This is a genomic window from Psychrosphaera sp. 1_MG-2023, assembly GCF_030548245.1.
Lineage (GTDB): Bacteria > Pseudomonadota > Gammaproteobacteria > Enterobacterales > Alteromonadaceae > Psychrosphaera > Psychrosphaera algicola.
The window spans coordinates 110,349-132,406 of sequence record NZ_JAUORW010000009.1 but is presented as its reverse complement, the minus strand read 5'-3'; the positions used below and the strand labels follow the sequence as shown (position 1 = coordinate 132,406).

The 22,058-nt window shown below is 39.7% G+C and carries 18 protein-coding genes; 2 read left to right on the top strand and 16 right to left on the bottom strand.

Features of this window, described 5'->3' with window-relative positions:
- Positions 1 to 94 precede the first annotated feature (94 nt).
- Positions 95 to 733, top strand: coding sequence for an RpiB/LacA/LacB family sugar-phosphate isomerase (locus Q4575_RS10470; RefSeq protein WP_303522877.1), 639 nt, complete (start codon positions 95 to 97; stop codon positions 731 to 733).
- A gap of 119 nt (positions 734 to 852) precedes the next feature.
- On the opposite strand, the gene Q4575_RS10465 is transcribed toward Q4575_RS10470, so the two are convergent.
- From Q4575_RS10465 to Q4575_RS10395, 15 genes are all read right to left on the bottom strand, one after another.
- Entirely contained in the window at positions 853 to 3,630 is a 2,778-nt protein-coding gene (locus tag Q4575_RS10465; protein ID WP_303522875.1) for an alpha-L-rhamnosidase, read from the bottom strand.
- Between the two features lie 134 nt (positions 3,631 to 3,764).
- Entirely contained in the window at positions 3,765 to 4,985 is a 1,221-nt protein-coding gene (locus Q4575_RS10460; RefSeq protein WP_215963676.1) for a glycoside hydrolase family 105 protein, read from the bottom strand.
- 64 nt (positions 4,986 to 5,049) lie between these two features.
- Positions 5,050 to 6,504 (bottom strand): BNR-4 repeat-containing protein, encoded by a 1,455-nt coding sequence (locus Q4575_RS10455; RefSeq protein ID WP_215963677.1) that lies wholly within the window; start codon positions 6,502 to 6,504, stop codon positions 5,050 to 5,052.
- Positions 6,505 to 6,516: 12 nt separating this feature from the next.
- Positions 6,517 to 7,932 carry a sulfatase-like hydrolase/transferase gene (locus Q4575_RS10450; protein WP_215963678.1) on the bottom strand — a complete coding sequence of 472 codons (1,416 nt, stop codon included), beginning with the start codon at positions 7,930 to 7,932 and terminating at the stop codon, positions 6,517 to 6,519.
- A 287-nt stretch (positions 7,933 to 8,219) separates the two neighbouring features.
- Positions 8,220 to 9,299: a class II fructose-bisphosphate aldolase gene (fbaA, locus tag Q4575_RS10445; protein WP_215963679.1), complete on the bottom strand. Its 1,080-nt coding sequence runs from the start codon at positions 9,297 to 9,299 to the stop codon at positions 8,220 to 8,222.
- A gap of 309 nt (positions 9,300 to 9,608) precedes the next feature.
- Positions 9,609 to 10,808, bottom strand: a complete 1,200-nt coding sequence (locus Q4575_RS10440; protein ID WP_303522871.1) for a right-handed parallel beta-helix repeat-containing protein — start codon at positions 10,806 to 10,808, stop codon at positions 9,609 to 9,611.
- Between the two features lie 146 nt (positions 10,809 to 10,954).
- Positions 10,955 to 12,325: an NAD(P)(+) transhydrogenase (Re/Si-specific) subunit beta gene (locus tag Q4575_RS10435; protein ID WP_215963681.1), complete on the bottom strand. Its 1,371-nt coding sequence runs from the start codon at positions 12,323 to 12,325 to the stop codon at positions 10,955 to 10,957.
- Positions 12,326 to 12,334: 9 nt separating this feature from the next.
- Positions 12,335 to 12,610 carry an NAD(P) transhydrogenase subunit alpha gene (locus Q4575_RS10430; protein ID WP_215963682.1) on the bottom strand — a complete coding sequence of 92 codons (276 nt, stop codon included), beginning with the start codon at positions 12,608 to 12,610 and terminating at the stop codon, positions 12,335 to 12,337.
- Positions 12,611 to 12,612: 2 nt separating this feature from the next.
- Positions 12,613 to 13,812: an NAD(P) transhydrogenase subunit alpha gene (locus Q4575_RS10425; protein WP_215963683.1), complete on the bottom strand. Its 1,200-nt coding sequence runs from the start codon at positions 13,810 to 13,812 to the stop codon at positions 12,613 to 12,615.
- A 115-nt stretch (positions 13,813 to 13,927) separates the two neighbouring features.
- Positions 13,928 to 14,758, bottom strand: a complete 831-nt coding sequence (gene kduI / locus Q4575_RS10420) for a 5-dehydro-4-deoxy-D-glucuronate isomerase (protein WP_303522868.1) — start codon at positions 14,756 to 14,758, stop codon at positions 13,928 to 13,930.
- 20 nt (positions 14,759 to 14,778) lie between these two features.
- The gene (gene kduD / locus Q4575_RS10415; protein ID WP_303522866.1) at positions 14,779 to 15,552 is read right to left on the bottom strand and encodes a 2-dehydro-3-deoxy-D-gluconate 5-dehydrogenase KduD; all 774 of its coding nucleotides are present in this window, start codon (positions 15,550 to 15,552) and stop codon (positions 14,779 to 14,781) included.
- 28 nt (positions 15,553 to 15,580) lie between these two features.
- Positions 15,581 to 16,873, bottom strand: a complete 1,293-nt coding sequence (locus tag Q4575_RS10410; RefSeq protein ID WP_303522864.1) for a TRAP transporter large permease — start codon at positions 16,871 to 16,873, stop codon at positions 15,581 to 15,583.
- On the bottom strand, positions 16,866 to 17,444 hold the full coding sequence (locus tag Q4575_RS10405) for a TRAP transporter small permease (RefSeq protein ID WP_303522862.1): 579 nt from the start codon (positions 17,442 to 17,444) through the stop codon (positions 16,866 to 16,868). The genes Q4575_RS10410 and Q4575_RS10405 overlap by 8 nt, the downstream gene beginning before the upstream one ends.
- A complete protein-coding gene (locus Q4575_RS10400) occupies positions 17,434 to 18,426 on the bottom strand; it encodes a TRAP transporter substrate-binding protein (RefSeq protein WP_303522860.1) in 993 nt (330 codons plus the stop codon). Before Q4575_RS10400 ends, Q4575_RS10405 begins: the two co-directional genes overlap by 11 nt.
- Positions 18,416 to 19,360: a sugar kinase gene (locus Q4575_RS10395; RefSeq protein WP_303522858.1), complete on the bottom strand. Its 945-nt coding sequence runs from the start codon at positions 19,358 to 19,360 to the stop codon at positions 18,416 to 18,418. Before Q4575_RS10395 ends, Q4575_RS10400 begins: the two co-directional genes overlap by 11 nt.
- A gap of 360 nt (positions 19,361 to 19,720) precedes the next feature.
- Between Q4575_RS10395 and Q4575_RS10390 the strand changes: the two genes are divergently transcribed.
- On the top strand, positions 19,721 to 20,554 hold the full coding sequence (locus Q4575_RS10390; RefSeq protein WP_252736837.1) for a DeoR/GlpR family DNA-binding transcription regulator: 834 nt from the start codon (positions 19,721 to 19,723) through the stop codon (positions 20,552 to 20,554).
- Positions 20,555 to 20,638: 84 nt separating this feature from the next.
- Here the strand turns inward: Q4575_RS10390 and Q4575_RS10385 are convergent, their stop codons facing one another.
- Positions 20,639 to 22,042, bottom strand: coding sequence for an FGGY-family carbohydrate kinase (locus Q4575_RS10385; RefSeq protein WP_303522855.1), 1,404 nt, complete (start codon positions 22,040 to 22,042; stop codon positions 20,639 to 20,641).
- Positions 22,043 to 22,058 lie beyond the last annotated feature (16 nt).

Sequence of the window (22,058 nt, the reverse complement as noted above, 5' to 3'; positions counted from 1 at the left end):
AAATCATCCTAAACCACCAAAATACCCTAGTTAATATCTCGCTACTCCCATGGTATAATCCACCACAATCAATCAAAAACAGAGATATATAATCATGAAAATTGCACTAATGATGGAAAATAGTCAAGCTAACAAAAATGATGGAATTTTGACTGAATTGGAATACGTCGCCAAACCACTAGGGCATAACGTATTTAATGTCGGAATGAACAATGCTAATGATCACTATTTAACCTATATTCACCTAGGAATAATGGCGGGTTTATTACTAAACGCAAAAGCGGTAGATTTTGTTTTTACTGGTTGTGGAACAGGACAAGGAGCGATGATGGCCTCTAATGCTCATGCTGGAGTGTTTTGTGGTTATTGTATTGACCCATCTGATGCTTTTTTATTCAACCAAGTAAACAATGGTAATGCGCTTGCTCTGCCATTTGCTAAAGGATTTGGTTGGGGAGCAGAACTAAATGCTAGATACATATTTGAAAAAGCATTAACCGGAGAAAGAGGCGCTGGTTACCCATTGGATCGTAAAGAACCGCAAGTTAAAAATGCCAACATTTTAACGAAATTAAAATCTGATTTAATTGGTACCACTTATGTAAAATCTTTGGAAAATCTAGATCAAAATTTAGTAAAAGAAGCAGTCGGCGGGGAACGTTTTCAAGCTTGTTTATTTGAACACGGCCAAGACCAAGAAATTATAAATTATGTGAAGTCTTTGCTTCATTAAAATTCACCTCTAATGGTTCCTGACGATTAGAGGTAAACTTAATGTATAAACATTACTGCGAAAAACAAGCATATCCATCTGAACGTCCCTGTTGTTTTTCGCAGCATTTTTAACGTTACTTATTCTATATGGAATAAAGTAGCTGAAATAACATACTCTCCAGCTTTTAAATTAACTAATTCAGTTCCCATCCCTTTTTCGCCATTTAAAATTAGAACGTTGTTCTTCAATTCTGGTAACACAATATTTGCTCGCGTATTTTTAGGAACTACTACCTTTAATTCAAGCTTTTTACCCGCCACTTTCCAGGACACATTAATTTCACCATTTGGGGTCGCTAATGAACCGGATGCCGAAGATAATTTTAAATTGAATTGTGGTGCAACCTCAAAATGACTAAATCCTGGAGTTATCGGTTTTATCCCCAACATACCTTCGTAAAACCATCTCGATATACTGCCATATGCGTAGTGATTTAACGAATTCATGCCTTCAGGATTAAAGCCATCTTCAATTGAGTAAGAGTTCCAACGCTCCCAAGTTGTCGTTGCGCCATTGTTAATAGAATAAAACCACGACGGGTAGGTTTCTTTGAAAATCAAATCATAAACAAGATCGCTTCTACCGGCCTTTTGCAACACTGACGCAAGTAGAGGTGTTCCTAAAAAACCAGTACGTAAATGGTCATCGGCTTCTTCAATTAGTTTGACCAATTTATCTTCTGCAAGCGCAATTTTATCGTCAGGAAACAGGTTATAAGCGAGGCCTAATAAATAGGTGGTTTGTGTCGCTATGCCTTGTTTTAAGTTTAAATTTTGGTCAAAAAAGTGCGATAAAAATGATTTTTTAACGTCATTGTAACGGGTCATTAATTGAGCAACATCATGACTATAATTTAGAACCTTTGCAGCTTTGAGGGTTAGTTCTAGTGAACGAGCATAATACGCGGTGCCAATCAGACTAAAATCAGTGTTGCCGCGATTTCCTTTATCACCTTCTTTAATTAAAACCGGGTATGGCTGTAACCAATCTCCGAACGTCATCATATTTGAGATATTATTTTTACTCTTTTTCTGATGATAATTCACCCAACCTTTCATCATTTGGTAATTATCGGCCAGAATAGATTGATCACCGGTTACCATATATAGCTCCCAGGGAATAATAGTTGAAGCATCTCCCCAGCCAGACGAAGCAAAATTAATCCATTCCACAAAAGGTATATAAAGCGGGATCTTTCCATCTTCGCCTTGCTCCTCTCGTATGCTTTTTAGCCAAGCGGACCAAAAACCATAGACGTCAGCCATGTACATTGATGGCGTAACAAAAACCTGTGCATCACCAGTCCAGCCAAGTCGTTCATCACGCTGCGGACAATCAAGTGGTATGTCATAAAAATTGCTACGCAATCCCCACACTATGTTTTCAGCAAGCTTATTTAATTTGGGCGCAGAACTTGTAAAGTTTGCGGTTATTTCCACATCAGAGTGCTGTACCAGCGCTGTTACCCAGCTTAAATCTGGTTTGATTTTTTTATCGTACCCGGTTAATTCGACATAACGATAACCGTGGTAGGTAAAACTAGGTTGATATTCAATGTACCCGCTTTGTTTTGGATGGTAATAATTAGTTGATTCTGCAGACCGGTAATTATCAGTATAAAATTCGCCTTTATGCAACGCCTCTGCAAAACGCATTCGTAACTGTTGGTTAGCCACAACTGGAACTCTTATCTTAGGCACTCCCACCATATTTTGACCAAAATCAAAAATCACTGTGCCATTTTGATTGGAAACAATTTGAGCGGCTTGTAAAGACTCTACAATTCGAATTGGAGCATGCTGTTTTGGCGACAGTTCTATGTTGTGGTCTAATGCTTCACTGACAACACCATCCCAATTTTCAGCTGAAAAGCCTTGTTTATGCCAGCTTTTATCTTCCAAGTTTTGATTATATCGCTCACCATCATAAATGCTTGCAAACTCAATTGGACCAGAAATTGACGCTTTCCAATCTTGATCGGTAGCAATAAGTTGTTTAGAACCATTGGCGTATTCAATTTCTAGTTGAGCTAAAAACCGAGATGGTTTCAAAAACTCTTTTTCAGTAAATTTATAAACTCTACCTGAATACCAACCACTCGCGACTTTAGCCGCTATTACGTTGCCTCCTGAAGCTAACATTTTGGTCACGTCATATGTTAGCGTCTCTATACGCTTCTGATACGGCGTCCAACCTGGTGTCATCACGTCATTGGGCGCTACTTCCTGGCCGTTTACATACGCTTTAAACAAGCCTTTAGCAGTAACATACAGTCTCGCTTTAATGGGTTTGTCTGTCGCTATAAATGTACGCCGAAGGTATTGTGGAGTAGCTAGTAAGCTCTGCGACGGATTTTTACTTAGTCTAGTGGCGGGATGGCCGATCCAACTCGCTTGCCAATCTTGATTTGATAACAAACCCAGTTCAAAACGTTGTTGCTTACTCCATTCAGAAACTTGATTGTGCTCATCCCATATTCGAACGCGCCAAAAAACCACCTGGCGGGAGCTTAAAGGTCTACCGTTATAATCTACCCAGCTGTTTTTATTCGAATTGATTTTACCACTATCCCAAAGGTTCGCTTGAGCAATGTTTTTTTGATTATCTGATACCTGTATTTGGTAGGCAGATTGCTGTTTCGCTGTTGAATCTTCATCTATTTTCCAGGAAAACCGAGGCTTGCTTTCAAAATGCCCTAGCAAATGTGTTTGCCCTGTACCAATGCTTAATTTGTTCGGTGCCGATCCTTTGGAAACGCTCTGAAACAGGCTACATGAGGACAATAATAGCGTCGACACTAAGCATAATAATAAGGTTCTAAAACCTACTACTCTTACTTCTGGACTATATTTCATAATGATTTAATCACTTATCTCTATGTCTAGTTAATCACTAACTTTACCTAGTAATTTGCATCAATATTAAATATTTATAGGTAAATTTAAGTTAAAAAAAAGCGCTCGTTAAACGAGCGCTATGACTGAACAATTTAGTTTTTCCACTTAGACATCTCAGATGCCGCAAGTAGTACCGCACCAACACCATATAATTGAGAATCTGTTTTCTTAACTGGATCAGGTGACTTACCTACATGTTGCACCCAATTTACGCGTCCACTTGGTTCAACGGCTTGTTCTAGAGCGCGCCATCCTTTCTCAACAACTTCCTTAGTTTTTGCATCAGTGAGAATGCCATTGTTTACACCCCATGCTAGTCCATAAGTTATAAACCCTGTTCCGCTAACTTCAGGCGTCTTCACTTTATTTGGATCCATTAACGAAGCAGGCCAATAACCGTTTTCCGTTTGTAACTTAACTAGACCTGCTGCATTCTTTTTATATAGTTCAATGTAGCGATCACGAGAAGGATGGTCTTTTGGCAAGTCATCGATAATTAATGGAATAGCGGCAAATACCCAGCCATTACCACGTCCCCAAAATACCGGTTCACCGTTGTCACTCTTCATATCAAAGTAACGACTGTCTCGGAAAAACAAACCATATTTATCAGAAAACAAGTAATCCGCCGCTGCCCAGAACTCATGATCTGCATATTCAAAATATTTAGCATCACCCGTAACGTTCGACAACTTTAACCAAGTGCGTGGAGCCATAAATAAAGCGTCAGCCCAACACCAACGCAATTGACAATTTCCTTCATGGTGGACTTTGCCAGAACCACTCGCAGTTTTATCTAACATTTCCAAACCAACGTCAGGTTTGTTCGCTAATATCCAATCGAAGTGTTTCTGTACTTTTTTATAAGCATCCTGATTACCTGTTTGCTCAGTCAGCCACAAATACGTTTGGCCAATAGTATGGTCATCAGCATGATATGGTCTGTCGGTTAATAGGCCATACTCCTGTTCTTTAGACATTTTATCCATATAAGCTAAAAAGTTCTGATCGTTTGCAGTTTCAGCCCATTTCGTTAAGCCGATATAAAATGCGGCTTGGATCCAAAATTTAGGATTTTCTGATTTTGCTCTATGGGACTCAGGAATGTAACTCAAATTGCCAAGTTGTTCTATTTGCCATTGACCTGCTCTACTTGCAATATCATGTGCGGAAAGTCTGATTTGTTCGGCTGTATATTTTACGTTTTCTTGCTTGACGTTCGTATCATTATCTACGTTCGTTTGACCACAACCCGCTATCACTAAGCTTAACGCTAACGGCACAGCCGAAAGCTTTGAGAATGTTTTAAACATAAACTTACCCTTATTAATTTTTGGTTAGTCTTTTGTGACTAATCTTTTGCTAAATTTTTCGTTATTAGTTAAATGTGGATTGGTCTTTTTCTAACGTCGCGTCTTTTAACTCACGCTTAATTGGACCATTGTCTCCGACCAGATAGATTTTTCGATGTGGTGTATTTCTCGATTTTTCGGCAACAATAACTCTGGCATCAGGATGAGCATTCTTAATCATGCTCGTAATAGCAAATGTTGCTTTATTGCGTCTGAGAAGCTCTTTTTTATTGGTAAATGATTTACCACCATCTTTACTCTGCCACCACGCTATCACACCGTCAGAGCCATCTTCGTCTGACAATATAAATTGAACATCATTTGGTTCTGTGACAACGAAGTCGCCGCGAGAAATAGTTGAACGAGCACTATTAATTGCATCACTAACTAGCCACTCTTTGCCGTCCCAGCGAATATGGTGAGTTAATTTAGGGCCACCTGTTTTTGCCCCTAAATCTTTACCAATATTAGTTGCAATATGAGGGTAACCATCTGTGTCTAAATAAGTTGTTCCGTTGAAAGTCCAATCGTTACCAGTATCCAGTACCAACGTTTGCTTTTCAGCATCTTCTCTGTGTAATGGCATAGTTAAAGTCTCACCACGCACATTTTTCCATTCACCGGTTTTAGTATTAAATGTCATATAGTGAGCATCGTGACGCTCAGTTGTGTGACCTCGTTTTGTCGCTTTGCCATCCCAACAAATATGGTAGTCAAACGTCACCATAATTTCATCGCCACTACCTTTTCCGACCCAAGCGTACCAACTGTCCATTGCTTTGATATCAGTGCGGCGTTTATGCTTTAAAAATGACTCAGGTTCTGCAAATGTGCGGCCATTATCAGTAGATTTTTGATAAACCCAGTCGCTGCGATGGGCACCGTGGCGGTAAAACAAATAAATGTCACCATTATCCATTTTTATAGCTTGGTTATACGTACCAAATACCGAAATATTGTCGACTTCTTCCCATTCGGTAATATCTAAAGGACGCTTCGAAATAGAGTGTTTATTTGCACCATGATGAATATTACCAAGTAAATTTTTTCCATGGTGTTTATCGCCACCGTGCCCACCATAAAAGATATGAATATATCCAGCATCATCTATTAACACTGTCGGCTTACCATGATTGTCGAACTTAGTTCGTCCATCACGACGGCCTAGTTCGCTAGTACCAGCGCGAAAAGGACCAACCCATGTTTCAGTTTTGTGGTTATAGGCCGCGACGTAAGGGTCCTCAAATGGTCCTTGATAAGATACATAGGTAACTCCATTGTGGTATTCTCCAGCTGGGTGTTGAACCACAGCCAATGGATTTCCCGTGCCGTTATCGGCAAAATAATCCACTATAGTTTCGTTAGGCTTTTCAGCTATCACACTTCCGCATCCTGACATTACAATGCTGATAATTATTAAGCTACCAACTGTCAACAATGGCTTAAGAAAGTTATTTTTTAAGTTATTTAACTTCAACATAATTGTGCCTACTTACTTTTTATAACGTTCAAATAACGCTAAAAACTCGCTAGCCATTGGTCTGTTTTTTCTGACCAAATTATTTGATTCTGATGGATCTTGAATGATGTTGTAGAGTTCTAAAGGTGCATCAAAACCGTATCGAACGGCTTTCCAATTCCCTTTTCTAGCGGCCTGGTAAGTATCTCCAATGACACCAGAATTTGGATCACCTACTTGTTTTGAAAACTCCCAATATAAAATGCGGTCAGCCATTTTCACTGGTTTATCGTTGAGTAAGTCTGCAATTGAGACACCATTTGTATGAACTCTAGGAATCATATTTAAATTTACATCTGCAATATCTGCGAAAGTTGGTAAAACATCGGCAAATAACCAAGGAGTTTGGTCAACCCGAGCAGTACGAATTTGAGCAGGCCAATGCACAATCATCGGAACATGGATGCCCCCATCGTAAAGGTCACGTTTTTGGCCTTTATATGGTGCAGAAGCTTTAAAAAATGTAGGATCTGCGCCCCCTTCATCATGAGGGCCGTTGTCAGAAGTAAATATGATCAAGGTATTTTCAAGCTTACCTTGCTCATCTAAAGTATTTAGGATTTGACCAATATATTCGTCTAGAGCCGACACCATACCCGCTAAAGTTGCATTTGGTTTATCAACTGGTTCAGGGTAATACGCCGCATATTTGTCAGCTGGTTTACCACCTTTCATTCCGGTATATGGTTTTTCTGACAGTTTATATTTGTCGCTATATTTGGCTGGTACGGCTAATTCTGCATGTGGAGATGAGTAAGTTAACATAACAAAAAACGGGTTTTCACGTTCTTGCTTGATGTAATCAATCGCTTCATTTGTAAATAACTCTTGTGCGTAAGCACCTTTGCGACCACCTTCGTTTTCTTTGATGCGAATTTTTTGACCATCTCGCCAAAGAATTTGTGGGTACTGTCTATGTCCTTCCAAAATGGAGTACATACCGTACCAAGTGTCAAATCCCATTGCCAAAGGATCTGTGACCCCCATTTGTTGGCCAATAGAGTATTTCCCAAATAATGCAGTATCATAATCCGCGTATTTAAGAACATGAGCCAACGTTATGTCTTTATGATTTAGCTCAACTGTATTCGAGTTATTTGTCATATAACGGCCATCACGGCCAGTAAATAGAGACACACGAGATGGTGAACATACGGTATTGCCAGCATAAGCTTGATCAAACCGGATCCCATTTGCCGCCATTGCGTCTAAGTTCGGGGTTTTAATAGGTGTATCACCATAAGCACCAACCTGATTAAAACCGAGATCATCGGTTAAAATAAAAATAATATTTGGTTTTTCTTCGGCAGTGACTGTATTTATCGCACAACCGGCTATCAATAAGGCACTGGCAACTAATTTAACAACTTTGCTTACTTTATTTTTCATGTCTTACCCTATAACTATCAACCCGTTAATCACCTAAAAAATGATCACTTAACAGGTTTATTTTATTCTTCTGACTCCATACTACCTGAATCAAACAAATCAAAAAAGACTTATTTTGACTTTTATTGACCTATTATGAGTGTTAAGTCATAAAGTTGTCATCATCACACTCAATTTATGAGACTAGTGCCATTTGTTGTTCAACATAATTGCAAACGCTTATCTATAGGCCCATTGAAATAAAAAAAATGACCCGTTAAGGTCATTTTTTTACTACTTATCTTTAGCTACTTTTTATAACGGCCCACACAATTTAACTGCTCGAATGCCAATATCAATCGAGCAGACATAGACTTTTCAACCTCTCTCAACCACACCCGCGGATCGTAATATTTTTTATTTGGCGCATCCGGATCTTCTGGGTTACCTATTTGCTCTTGCAAAAACACCTCATGCTGTTTGTAGTATTTCAACACACCTTGCCAACTCGCCCATTGTGTATCAGTATCGATATTCATTTTGATGACACCGTAACTTATTGCCTCTTCAATTTCAGCCGAGCTAGAACCAGATCCCCCATGAAACACAAAATTAAGGGTATTATCCGAAAGACCAAATTTCTCGCTGACATAAGCCTGTGAATTTTTAAGAATTTCAGGGGTTAGTTTGACATTACCAGGTTTGTAAACCCCATGAACATTGCCAAAAGACGCAGCAATGGTAAACGCATCACTCACTTTAGCCAACGCTTGATATGCAAAACTCACATCTTCAGGTTGGGTATATAACAATGAATTATCCAAGTTTGTATTGTCGACACCATCTTCTTCTCCACCCGTGCAGCCAAGTTCGATTTCAATCGACATTTCCAAATCTTTCATTCGTGCCAAGTATTGACTGCAGATTTCAATATTTTCTGCCAAGGGCTCTTCAGATAGATCTAACATATGAGAACTGAATAAAGGACGCCCTTGCAGTTGATAAAAACGTTCGCCAGCATCTAATAAACCGTCTATCCAAGGCAGTAGGTTTTTAGCCGCATGGTCCGTATGTAAAATCACCGGAACACCATAATGCAGCGCTACATTATGCACATAATGCGCAGCAGCGATTGCCCCAGCGATTGAAGCAGAATGACCTTTTAGGCCAGCCCCTTTGCCAACAAAAAAAGCTGAACCACTATACGATAACTGAATAATTACAGGAGATTGACAAGACTTCGCGGCCTCCAATGCAGCATTAATTGAATTTGTGCCGACCACATTAATTGCTGGATAAGCAAATTTGTTCTGTCGCGCCACTTGGTATAGTGTTTCAACATCTTTGCCAGCAACAACACCGGCAGGTACCAAATTAAAAAGGTTCATCAATTATCTCTCATTTATTAGTCAAACGGGTATATGTGACGATATGTTTCCCGTTGCGCACCTACGAGCTCAATCCAAAACTCTAGACTGCACACTGATTACATCGTTGCACTGAAATTTGATACGCAATGCTACCCAATCAACAATCATTGTCAAGCATCAACAATCAAAACAGGTCATTCAGGGTTGTACTTTTTGGTAAGGCTATATTTAAGATTAATCACCTTAAAGTGGTGTAATTTTAAATGTTATATTGCCGCTAAATTAAAAGGTACTACTTAAAAATAGTGCTTGAATTTAAAAGAAAGACTAATAGTGCTTGACCCATTTATCGAGTTTGCTGAAACTGTTATCCACAATCGTGACACCAGTTGTTGTCCGACTATCCTCATCTCGAGTTACAATACCGTAAGTCGTAGTTGAACCTTCCCTAGTACTCCCTGAAACCCCATTTATGGTGTTTAGGCGAATGGAGTTTGTCCCCTGAACCCCATTTAGAGCGATCCCTTCATAATGGTTTCCATATTTGTTCCTCGGATTAGTTTCCCCTGCGACCTTCTCTCCCAAATCGTAAATTGTATTGCCCTCGATCGTGACATTATTTGCACGTTCTATACTAATTGGGCGAACGCCTTTGGTGATAATATTACCTTTTATCGTAACATTCGTAGCAGTCCAACCGTTAAAAACGCGTTTAATACTTAACCCAACGACAACATCATTCATTGTGTTATCTAACATCTTGATATTGTCTGCACCTCGTTTACTTGTAATACCATCAAACGCTCGCTCTATATAATTATTAGAGAGAGTAAAATGATCACCATACACACCATTCGCTCCGCCAGCAGAAACATAAATTGCAGCATCCCTGACACCATAAAAACTATTATTTTTTATAGTTGCTTTTAACGCGCCGGTCATCAATATGCCACTATCGCCACCAGCTAAGTAAAACGGATCTGAACTGGACGACGTACCATTAAATGTAATATTTTCAACGATAAGGTGATTTAATTTACTACTGCCATTATTACTCACACCTCGGATAGACAAAGCATCTGCTGTCGCTTTTGTACCTTGCTTTGCAACCGGTGTTAAAGAAGTATACGGAACAACAGTAGAGACTTTAGCATTAGCCATATCAAAACTGCCGCCATCCCAACTGACATTAGCTAAACCTGTGCCAGCACCACACTCAGACGACTTAATATCGTGAGCATCTAAGCTGAACATATCACCATCTAAAGAGGTTGTTGCAATGAAAGACGCCCCACTTGCGTCCACACTTAGGTCATTTTTTAAATAAACTTTGATGTCAGAACTGATGTAATAAGTTCCTGTAAGCTTGATTGGAAGGCCAGTATTAGTGGCTTGTTGGAGAGCAGCCTGTAATTGATTGGAATCGCCATTTGGGTTTACTGGCTCTGAATTGCAATCGAGTGCGTAAATTTGAAATGACAAAATTGCCGCAGACAATGAAGATATCGTACGTAATTTAAAATTCATATTGTGTACCTGTTGAGTATTATTATTGTTTGCGTAGCTGGGTTTGACTAAAAACCCAACAACGCAATAAACTACAACCCAAACAAAACAATATCAATCTTTTTTAATCAGATTAAATCACAACATGAAAGCAAACTGTTTACTATTTAATCTGCAAATTGCCTAACTAGGTTAGTTAATGTTTCTTTTGCATCACCAAAAATCATGCGAGTATTGTCTTTAAAGAATAATGGATTGTCTATTCCCGCAAAACCTGCGGCCATTCCTCGTTTTAATACAAATACATTTTTTGCAAGATCTACGTTGATGACCGGCATTCCGTAGATTGGACTCCCTTCCATTTCACGAGCCGCTGGGTTGACCACGTCATTTGCCCCAATAACAATGGCAACGTCAAAGCCTTCAATACGAGGATTAATTTCGTCCATTTCAAATAACTGTTCATATGAAACATCAGCTTCAGCAAGCAAGACATTCATGTGGCCGGGCATTCGACCCGCAACAGGATGAATAGCATAAGCGACTTCTGCACCATTTCCTTCAATAAGCCCCTGAAGCTCTTTCATTGCATGCTGAGCCTGAGCTACAGCCATACCATAACCAGGAATGACTAATACAGATTGTGCGGCTTCCAAAACATAAAAAGCATCCTCTGCAGTAAGGGGTTTTATTTCACCTTCAATCTTCATATCACTTGTAACTACAGGTTTAAAGCCTGATGTCACTACGTTAATAAGAGAGCGATTCATTGCTTTACACATGATATTAGTCAAAATAATACCGCTCGCACCAACTAATGCTCCGGCAACGATAAGTAAATTATTTTCTAATGCAAATCCCGCCGCGCACGCCGCCAAACCTGAGTAGCTATTTAGTAATGAAATAACGACTGGCATATCTGCCCCACCAATCGGTAAAACCAACATAATGCCCATTACCAGCGCGAGACCAATAGCAATATAGTGCCAATTTCCATCATTAGGTTGCAACGAAATTAAGGCGCCACAAACGAAAAGACCAATTATGAGCACAATATTAGCAATTACCTGACCTTTAAAGATAATCGGGCGACCCACTATCCTTTCACTTAATTTTGCCCACGCAACAACGCTGCCAGAGAATGTGATTGCCCCTATTAACAAGGCTAAAAAGCTTACTAAAGCAACAAATACTGACAAACCAACACTGCCATTTAACGTTGCATAGGCGACAGCCAAACTCGCTAAGCCACCGATACCATTAAACAGTGACACTAGTTCAGGCATTGAAGTCATCTCAACTTTACGAGCCGCATAAACCCCGACAGCTGAACCTATCACTAAACAGGCCAAAATTAGTTCAAAGGATAGTATTTGGTGATCTAACATTGTCACGACAACAGCTAATAACATTGCGACTGCAGACAACATATTGCCTTTTCTAGCCGTTGATGGATGACTTAATAATTTAAGACCAAAAATAAACAAGGTGGCAGAAACCACATAAACTAAATTAATTAACATCGAATAATCGTTCATCACTGCACCTTACCTTTTTTTAAACATCGCTAACATGCGGTCAGTTACTAAATAACCACCCACAACATTTATCGTTGCTAATAACACAGCGATACCACCCAACCATGTTGCAATGGTGTCATGCTCGCCACCTGCTATGCTTAAAGCACCAATCACTGTGATCCCTGAAATAGCATTCGCTCCAGACATTAAAGGGGTATGAAGTGTTGCTGGCACTTTACGAATTAATTCAAATCCGACAAAAATCGCCAATATTAAAATAAATAATAAATATATTGCGGTCATCTTTACTGCTCCGTTGCGGTTAGATTGATGGTTGCTGCAGGCGTCGTGCTGGGATTAGACTCCATGAAATCCTGATGCAGTTCTTTTATGGTTGAATTGATAACATTTGATCCGTGGGTGATCACAGCTAAATTTTGAATGTCATCTTCTAAGTCGACTAAGAAGTGCTTATTTTCTTTGTCCCAAAATTCACTGACTAAACTTAAAACGTTGTTGGCATACATTTGAGACGCATTATAAGCAACTTCATTTGCCCAATTTCCGGTACCTATAATCGTAACCCCATTTACTTCAACAGTAGCTTTTGGCACGCTACCTTCAACATTACCACCAGATTCAGCTGCCATATCAACCACCACAGAACCGGGTTTCATTTGACTTATTGTCTGTTGATTAATGAGTCTAGGTGGTTTACGACCAAACAACTGTGCTGTTGTTATTACTATGTCTGACTCTGCAATACATTTAGCCTGTGCAGCGTGTTGTATTTCAAGTTGTTCCGGTGATAGCGCGGTCGCATACCCTTGGTTGGTTTGGCCTGTATCTCCTAGGTCAATATTAAGAAATTTAGCACCCAATGATTGCACTTGCTCTGCTACTACGCTGCGTGTATCAAATGCAGTAACTGTGGCCCCTAGTCGCTTCGCCGTAGCAATAGCTTGTAAACCAGCTACTCCAGCGCCAATGATAAACACTTTGGCTGGTTTAATCGTACCCGCTGCAGTCATCATCATTGGCATAATACGATTAAGTGCGTCTACCGCTTTTGAAACCATGACATAGCCAGCTAAGCTTGCCTGGGAACTTAGGGCATCCATTTTCTGACACCGAGTGGAACGCGGGATCATTTCCATACTAAAACTAGTGACATTATGTTGTCTTAAATTTTCAACATAAGCCAAATCGTTAAACGGGTCTAAAAAGCTTATCGCTATGTTACCAGCGATATGTCGCAAATCATTTTTGGGCAGTTTATCTATAGACATCACCACCTCTGCCGCAGAAAGCAAAGCTACACGACTATTAACGACCGTTGCCCCGGCATCAATATATACTTGATCATCGATATTGAGACCTTCTCCAAGTCCGGTTTCAATTTGTACATCTACGCCCATAAGGGCATACGCTTTAACGTTGCCGGGCAGCAACGCACAACGATTTTCACCTGGAGTAAGTTCTTTTGGAAAAGCGAATATTGTCATGACAAATCCTAAATTTAAGGTGTACTAACCCCTACCAGTGAATGGCAGTGGAAAATTTATTCAATAATGAGGAGTAACGCCTAAACCAGTTACTCCTCTAAACTATGAGGAATGGTTAGTTAAGATCGGAGACAGTCAAATGGTCCATGTCATCAAAATCTTGGTTTTCACCGCCCATGGCCCAAACAAACGTATAATTGGTTGTGCCTACACCACTATGAATTGACCACATTGGTGACGCAATCGCGACTTCCTTTGGTAAAGATAGTGAGCGAATTTCAGCCGGCTCACCCATCAAATGAAATACACGCTCTTCTTCTGGCAAGTCAAAATACATATAAATTTCAGTTCGACGAAAATGAGTATGAGGCGGCTTGGTATTCCAAACGCTGCCGGGCTTTAATTCAGTTATACCCATCACCAATTGACAACTATCTACAATACCAGGACGGATAGATTGAAAAATTGTTCGCTCATTTGAAGTCTCTTGACTCCCCAATTCTATTGTATTGGCGTTTTCTTTGGGTACATGAACAGTTTTAGTCACTCTATGCGCTGGATAAGACACCAAATAAAACTTAGCTGGTGAGCTGGCATTATCAGATTTAAATGTCACAGATTGACTTTCTTTTGCAATATACAAACTGTCTTTGTTGGCCATCACAAACGATTCGCCATCAACGGAAACAGAACCTGGTCCTCCAATGTTAATTACCCCAGCTTCACGTCTCTGACAAAAATAGTCAGCTGCGAGTTCTTTATGTGTTGGTAAATCTAAAGCTTTGTCCGTAGGCATAATACCAGCCACTACACCTCGGTCGACATCGGTATATGTCATGTTAATATCGCCTTCGGTAAATAATGACTGAGTAACAAATGCGTCACGTAATTCATCATTACGCATATCTTTGTAGCTTCTAATATCAGCTGAAAACATAAAATTCATAATTTTTACTCCTAATTGGCTTATCGAGCCATCCAACCACCGTCAACTAACATAACGTGGCCGTTCATGTAATTGGCCGCAGAACTTGATAAAAATACCGCAGGTCCAGTCAAATCCTCAGGCTTCCCCCATTCCCCAGCAGGAATACGAGCCGTTATGCTGGCATGACGCTCTTTATCTTGACGTAGATTATATGTATTGTCGGTTTCAAAATATCCCGGTGCTATTGCATTAACCTGAATACCTGATGCAGCCCATTCGTTAGCCAATGCTTTTGTAAGCTGTGCAACGCCACCTTTACTAGCTGCATAAGCCGGCACTGTGATCCCTCCAGAAAAACTCAACAAAGATGCAATATTGATGATTTTGCCACTGCCTTGTTTCAACATGTGTTTGCCCACTTCACGACAAAAACGAAAAACACCATTTAGATTGACTTCAATTACGTCATCCCAATCTTCGTCTGTAAATTCATGTGCCGGAGATCGTTTTATGGTGCCCGCGTTATTTACTAATATGTCAATTTTTCCAAACGCTTTAAGTGTATCTTCTACAACGTCGATAATTTGCGCTTTATTTGATTGATCACAACCTAAGGCTAAATGCTTAATACCTTTTGCTTCTAATAGTTTAATCGTATTGGCGACATTTTCTGGTTTCGATCCAACGGCAACCACTGTAGCTCCAGCTTCACCAAGTGCGATAGCCATTGCCTGTCCTAGACCTCGTGTCGCACCGGTAACAATGGCAACTTTACCTTCGAGACCAAATTGTTGTTTTAAAAAATCTTGCATAATATGTCTTCCGAATTAGGTGTTTGGATTAAATTAAGCCAAACAATTGTGGTAAAAACTCACTGATTGCAGGGAACATTGTGACCAAAACAAGGGCCAGAATCATCGCAGCATACAGTGGTAAAATTGGTTTAATGATTTTGCTGATAGAAACCTTGCCGATACTACAACCAACAAATAACACACTGCCTACAGGCGGTGTACACAACCCAATCGACAAGTTTAAAATCATCATGATGCCAAAGTGCAACGGCGATATACCTAATGACTCGGCAACAGGAAGGAAAATTGGTGTAAAGATCAAAACAGCAGGTGTCATGTCCATAAACGTGCCAATGAGCAACAAAGTTAAATTGATGATTAATAGAATCAGCAGAGGATTGTCAGACAAATTCAATAACGAATTACTGATCGATTGTGGAATCGCTTCATAGGACATTAACCAAGACATTGCTGAAGACGCGCCAATCAATAGCATAACAATTGCTGTGGTATTCACCGACTTCAATAAAATTGGGTAAATATCCTTAATACTAAGCTCTTTATAAAACAACAGCGATAAAGCCATTGAATATAACACTGCGATGGCACCAGCCTCCGTAGGTGTAAACAAACCGCCAATAATGCCGCCAATAATCAATACTATTAGCAGTAGGCTCGGAATTGCTCCCCAAAAGGACGCCCAAAAAGGCTCTTCAACTTGCCCTTGAATTGGCTGGATATTGTGTCGTTTTGCGTACAACACTGCGCTCGCAATTAATAATAAAGAAACTAATAACCCAGGTAAGTATCCAGCAATAAACAACGCTGCAATAGAAACACCGCCACTCGCCAGTGAATAGATAATTAAGATATTACTCGGTGGTATCAACATGCCTGTTGTAGCGGCTGTGACTGTAACTGCAGTACTAAAAGGTTTGTCATACCCTTCTTTTTTCATCGCAGGTATCATAAAGCCACCAATTGCAGAAGTTGCAGCAACAGCCGAACCTGAAATCGAACCAAATAACGCACATGAAATAACATTCACGATGGCTAAACCACCAGGTAATTTGCCAACCAATACTTTTGCAAAAGCAATTAAACGCTGAGCAATCCCACCTTGTCCCATTAAATATCCTGACAAGATAAAATAAGGGATAGCCAGTAACGCAAAACTATCAATTCCTGCAGCCAACCTCTGAGCTATTGTAGTCAATGCCGGTAACGTATCTATCGTCGCCAGCATAGTGACTAACGTAGCAAAAATAATAGCTAAGGCGATTGGTAAATTAATTAGCAGAAGCAGTGCGAAAATGCCAAACAATAAAATACTAGTCATGACGAGATCCGCCCTTTGTTTCGTTCGACTCAGGATTGAGTTCTTCAATTATCTCTACGCTTTCTTCTTGATTTGTTACTGCATTTTGATCCGCGTTGAGTAAAAAATAGAGGCTGTAAATTAAGAAGAGAATACCGCTAAGTGGCAATACGGAATAAACTGCAGCCATTGGTACGTTCAATACAGGTGAGAACTGACCTAAAGTCCACGTCAATGTCATCAAGTTTGTACCACCGACAATCAATACGGCCACTGCAAAAAAAGACACCAAAAGGCAACTAAATTGATAGATACGAATGGCTTTTTTTACCGAAAGATTACGCACGATTAAATCAAACCCTAAATGACTATGCTGACGATAAGCGTAAGCACCACCTAGTAAACTGACCCAAATCAACAAAAACCGAGCCACTTCTTCGGTAAAAGAGCTTGGCTGTGGTAACACAAATCGTGTTAAGACTTGCCATGTTACGTCTATTACTAATAGCCCCATCATCAGCGCCAATAAGTAGCGTAAACCTTGATCCATTTTAGAAATAAAGGTGGCAAAAAAATGATTACTAGTCTTCATGGCGATCTCCTAATGCTCTAATGTCATTAATTAACGTCATAATTGGTTGATTGGCTAACGCTTGATAAATTGGCTCAACACTTTTCTGGAACAACGCTTTATCTGCCTGCATCACTTTAACGCCGGCTTCTTTAACTTTGTTTAGCGACATCAAGGTCGACTCATGCCATAACTGACGCTGGTAGTCTGTTGCTCGTTGCATCGCAATAGTCAACCAAGCTTGTTGTTGTTCAGAAAGTTTATTCCACATATGAGTGCCAATAATGATGACATCTGGAATAGAAGTATGTTCATCTAATAAATAGTACTTACTAACTTCATAGTGTTTCGAAAAGAAAAAACTCGGAGGGTTATTTTCCGCCCCTTCGACAATCCCCTGTTGCAGTGCAGTGTATAATTCGCCCCAACTAACCGGAGTTGCAGCGCCTCCTATCGTATTGACCATATCAACTGCCGATTGACTATTCATTACGCGGATCTTTAAACCATTGAGGTCGGAAGGTTTTTCAACAAGCTTGTCCGTGGTATAAAAACTGCGGCTCCCTGCATCGAAATAACCTAAGCCTTTAACACGATAATCGGTACCGGCGTCTAACAATGATTGCCCGATATCACTATTTAAGGTTTGCCAATAATGAGTTTGGTCAGTAAATAGATAAGGTAAGCTAAACACTTTCATTTGCGGAACAAATGCTTCAAGTGAACTCGCGCTAACCTTGGTCATGCCCATGGTTCCAATTTGGATAAGCTCGATAATTTCACGTTCAGACCCTAATTGGCCTGATGGGTAAATCACTAAATTCATTTGCCCAGACGACAATCTTTGAAGTTCCTCATCCATAAAAACTAAGGCTTTATGCACTGGGTGTTGAATATCAAGACCATGAGCCAAGCGAATTGACGTACTAGTTTGGTCGGTAGGAGTACAACCAACTAATGCCAGCAACGCGGCGCCAAATAACAGCCTAATTTTAGTTATCATGCGCCGCTCCCCTTGCCACATTCACGTCTTCGTTAATAATTGCGCCGCTATGTTGTATCACGACACTGGCGCAAAATTGACCGTCAAGAACACTTTCTTCTACTGACTTACTCTGTAATCTAGCGGCTAAGTACGCTCCATTAAACGAATCACCAGCAGCCGTTGTGTCACGCGGCTGAATAAGTCGTTCAAGTGGGATTTCAGAAATTTGCTCATCGACATAGGCCATACAACCTCGGTGGCCATTTTTCACAACAACCTCAGTAACACCAGCTCTTTCCCAGCGTTGAATACACTGTTTTGCGCTATGCTCACCGTACATCAATACTTCATCGTCTAAACTTAAAAGAGCTACATCGGTAAGCGTCATCATTTGTTGATAAGCAGTGATAGCAAATTCCACTGAAACCCAACCATTTGAGCGATAATTGTTATCAAATACCACTCGACCGCCTGCACCTCGATAAGTTTTTAGGAACCCTAAAAGTGCCTGCCGATCGTCCTCAGAATACAAAGACAACGTAATACCAGTTAGGAATACATAGTCATAATTCATTAGATCCGAAAACAACTCAGGGTAATAATGCAACAATTGCCTAGCTGGCGAATGATTTCGCCAATAATGGAAATAGCGCTCACCGTCGTCGTCATTTTCTATTAGATATAGACCTGAATTATTACGTTCAGCTACCTTAACTTTGGATACCCCAACGCCAGAATTTTCCCAATCTAACTTCATACTCGAGCTATAACTGTCATCACCAATCACAGTAAAGTAATCACACAGCCCTCCGCAGCGCGACAAATACACAGCTGTGTTTAATGTATCTCCACCATACCCTATTTTATATAGCCCGTTTTTTTGCATACTTAGTTCAAGCATACACTCACCAATAATTGCTACTTTCAATGTCTTACCCTTATTGACAAGCACTTTGCACAGTATTGTAGGTGACTAATTCATTGTTATTTTTTTACCCACCATGAGCAAAATGCATTCACGCATTAATGCAGTTATTTTTGATTGTATATAGGAAACCCATGATTGTAAATGAGCGATATAGATTATTATTGACCAAAAGTCATATAAAGAAAAATTAATTGACTTAATTAAATGTAGAATGAACTCTATCAAACAAAAATTATGACGATAAATTCAACAAATAAATTATTTTCTTAAATGTGAAAATAAATAATGACCATGAACAAACTATAACAGTCAAAAACTGTCTTTATACGTCTTAATATGGTACTTTTATACGTAATTGTATGTAGAGGAATTTGCCGATAGAATATGAAAAATTCACAAGTTAACAATGTTATCTCACCTAAGGGGTTACCCATGTTAGAAAAACATAGGCAACAATTGATCAAGGATATTTTGGACCAACAGCAATTTGCAAGTGTCCGAGATTTAACAGAAAAATTAAACGCGTCTGAAGCAACAATCCGTAGAGACATTACCAAAATGGCAAAGCGCGGTGAAATCACTAAAATACGTGGCGGAGCAGAATCAATTAACGGTGAGCCAAAGAAAAAACACATCTCAAGTTCTGTGTTTTTTGTTGATAAAGATAAACGAGCAGCGACAAAAAGAGCAATAGCTAAAAGAGCGACTGAATTATGTGAGAATGGTGACTCTATTATTATTAATGGTGGTACATCAACATATATGATGGGCGAATATTTAGCTGACATGCATTTAAATATTTTAACCAACTCTTTTATTCTGGCCAATTATTTAACAAAACATAGTGATATTCAGGTCACTTTACCTGGTGGTGAGATTTACCGTGAACAAGGCATTATTTTAAGTTCATATGAAACAGACAATACGGAATATTTTCACGGTTCAATGATGTTTATGGGGACACCAGGTTTAGGAAAGTTTGGGGTAATGGAGTCAGACCCATTGCTCATTCGCTCGGAGCAAAAGCTTAAAAAGCAAACAGAAAAGCTTGTGATTCTTGCTGATAGTACTAAGTTAGGAAAACGTAGTAATTTTATATTATGTCCTTTGGCAGAAGTAGACATTCTAATTTCGGATACCAAAGCAGATCCAGAACTCGTTGCCTATTTTGAGCAAAACGGCATTGAAGTGATTTTAGTAGAAGCCGAAGACGAATAAATACAACAAAAGAATAAATAAAAAAAGGTATGTGTCGGCAAACACATACCTAATACTTACAATAGCAAGAGAACGATCCCACACTTAACCTTCAATCAACTTTCGCCACATATTTTTATAAACCAATAAATTAGTCAGCTCACTTTTTTGAACCGACTTTGCTTCTATTTGGCCTTGGATGTTTTCCCAATCTGTTAAATATGCAGCGCCTTGTACTGTCCCTGTTGTGTCAAGGGACAGCTTAACTAGTTGCTCGGTTCGAAGTTGGCTTACAATGCTGCACAAAAGAGGGTTCTTTAAGAAAGCCCCTTCTATATATACGTCGCCTTTCGCACCTAACATATCCAATTGATAATCAGTCATTAATGCGCAATAAATTGTCGCCAATGCGATGCCGCTAACTTTATTGACATCACCATTAAAACTTGATTTTTGGCCACCAAACGGACCGCTTCCACCGCTAAAATCAGGGATAGCGAATACTTTATTGTCGATAACATTTTGCAAGTCTTGTAACTCAAACTGCTCTCCTAGCCAAGAACCTGCTTGTTCGCAAATAGCTTCGAACTCTCTTCCTCCCATAAAACGGGCACACGCGATTGGGGTTCCTAAAGCATCGATATTAGCCAACATATCTTTGCTTGGGTTTAAATTTTCTAGCTCAATTTGAGAGGCCATAAGTATTGTCCATGTCCCAGTCGAAACAACGGTAAATGGCTTATTGCCTTGCGACAAGCGATAACGCAGATAACTTGCATTACTATCGTGTAAGCCGCTATATACTTGGCAGTTAGATTCTAACCCCAATTTCGACGTCAGTTCTGACTTAACAACCCCAGCTGCGTACCAAGCTGGTTTTAACTCAGGAAATTTATCACGACAATCGAGTTGTTCAACCAAAGAAGAATAATCCCCTTTTTCTAAGGACCAGAGGTCAGTATGGCAACCCAAAGAAGTAATCTCAGAAAATAACTGACCTGTAAAACGCCAAACCCAGTATTGAGGGTACATTAGAATGTCAGTTGCTTGTTCAAACCCTTTAGGAAATTCTTGTTTTAACCAAAATAATTGACGGCCTAAATTTAGGCCTGCTGGTAACATAGGAGAATACGTAGAAGAAAAGTCAGGTCGACATTCTTCGTAGTTTGGAGTTTGTAGCTGGACGTCTGAATATTCGTAATCCAAAACAGGTAAAACAAGACCACCGTAATCAGATCGATTTCGATCAATTAACGCTGCAGTCGCACCATGAGTAGTCACCGTTAACTTGGTAATCTTAAATAGTGCAGCTGCTTCTGCAATCGAGTCACAGCACCATATCCAAATGGCTTCAATATCCATGCTAGGGTAAATGCCAATTTTGTTGACTTGATTGCTCATTTGTTTTGCAAAAACCGACTCAAACGTTGCTGAATCGAGCAAATGTACTTTAACGTGGGTCTTGCCGATATCGATAATCAGCGTGTATTCATTTGATGTAATTGTCATGTCTTATTAACTCAAT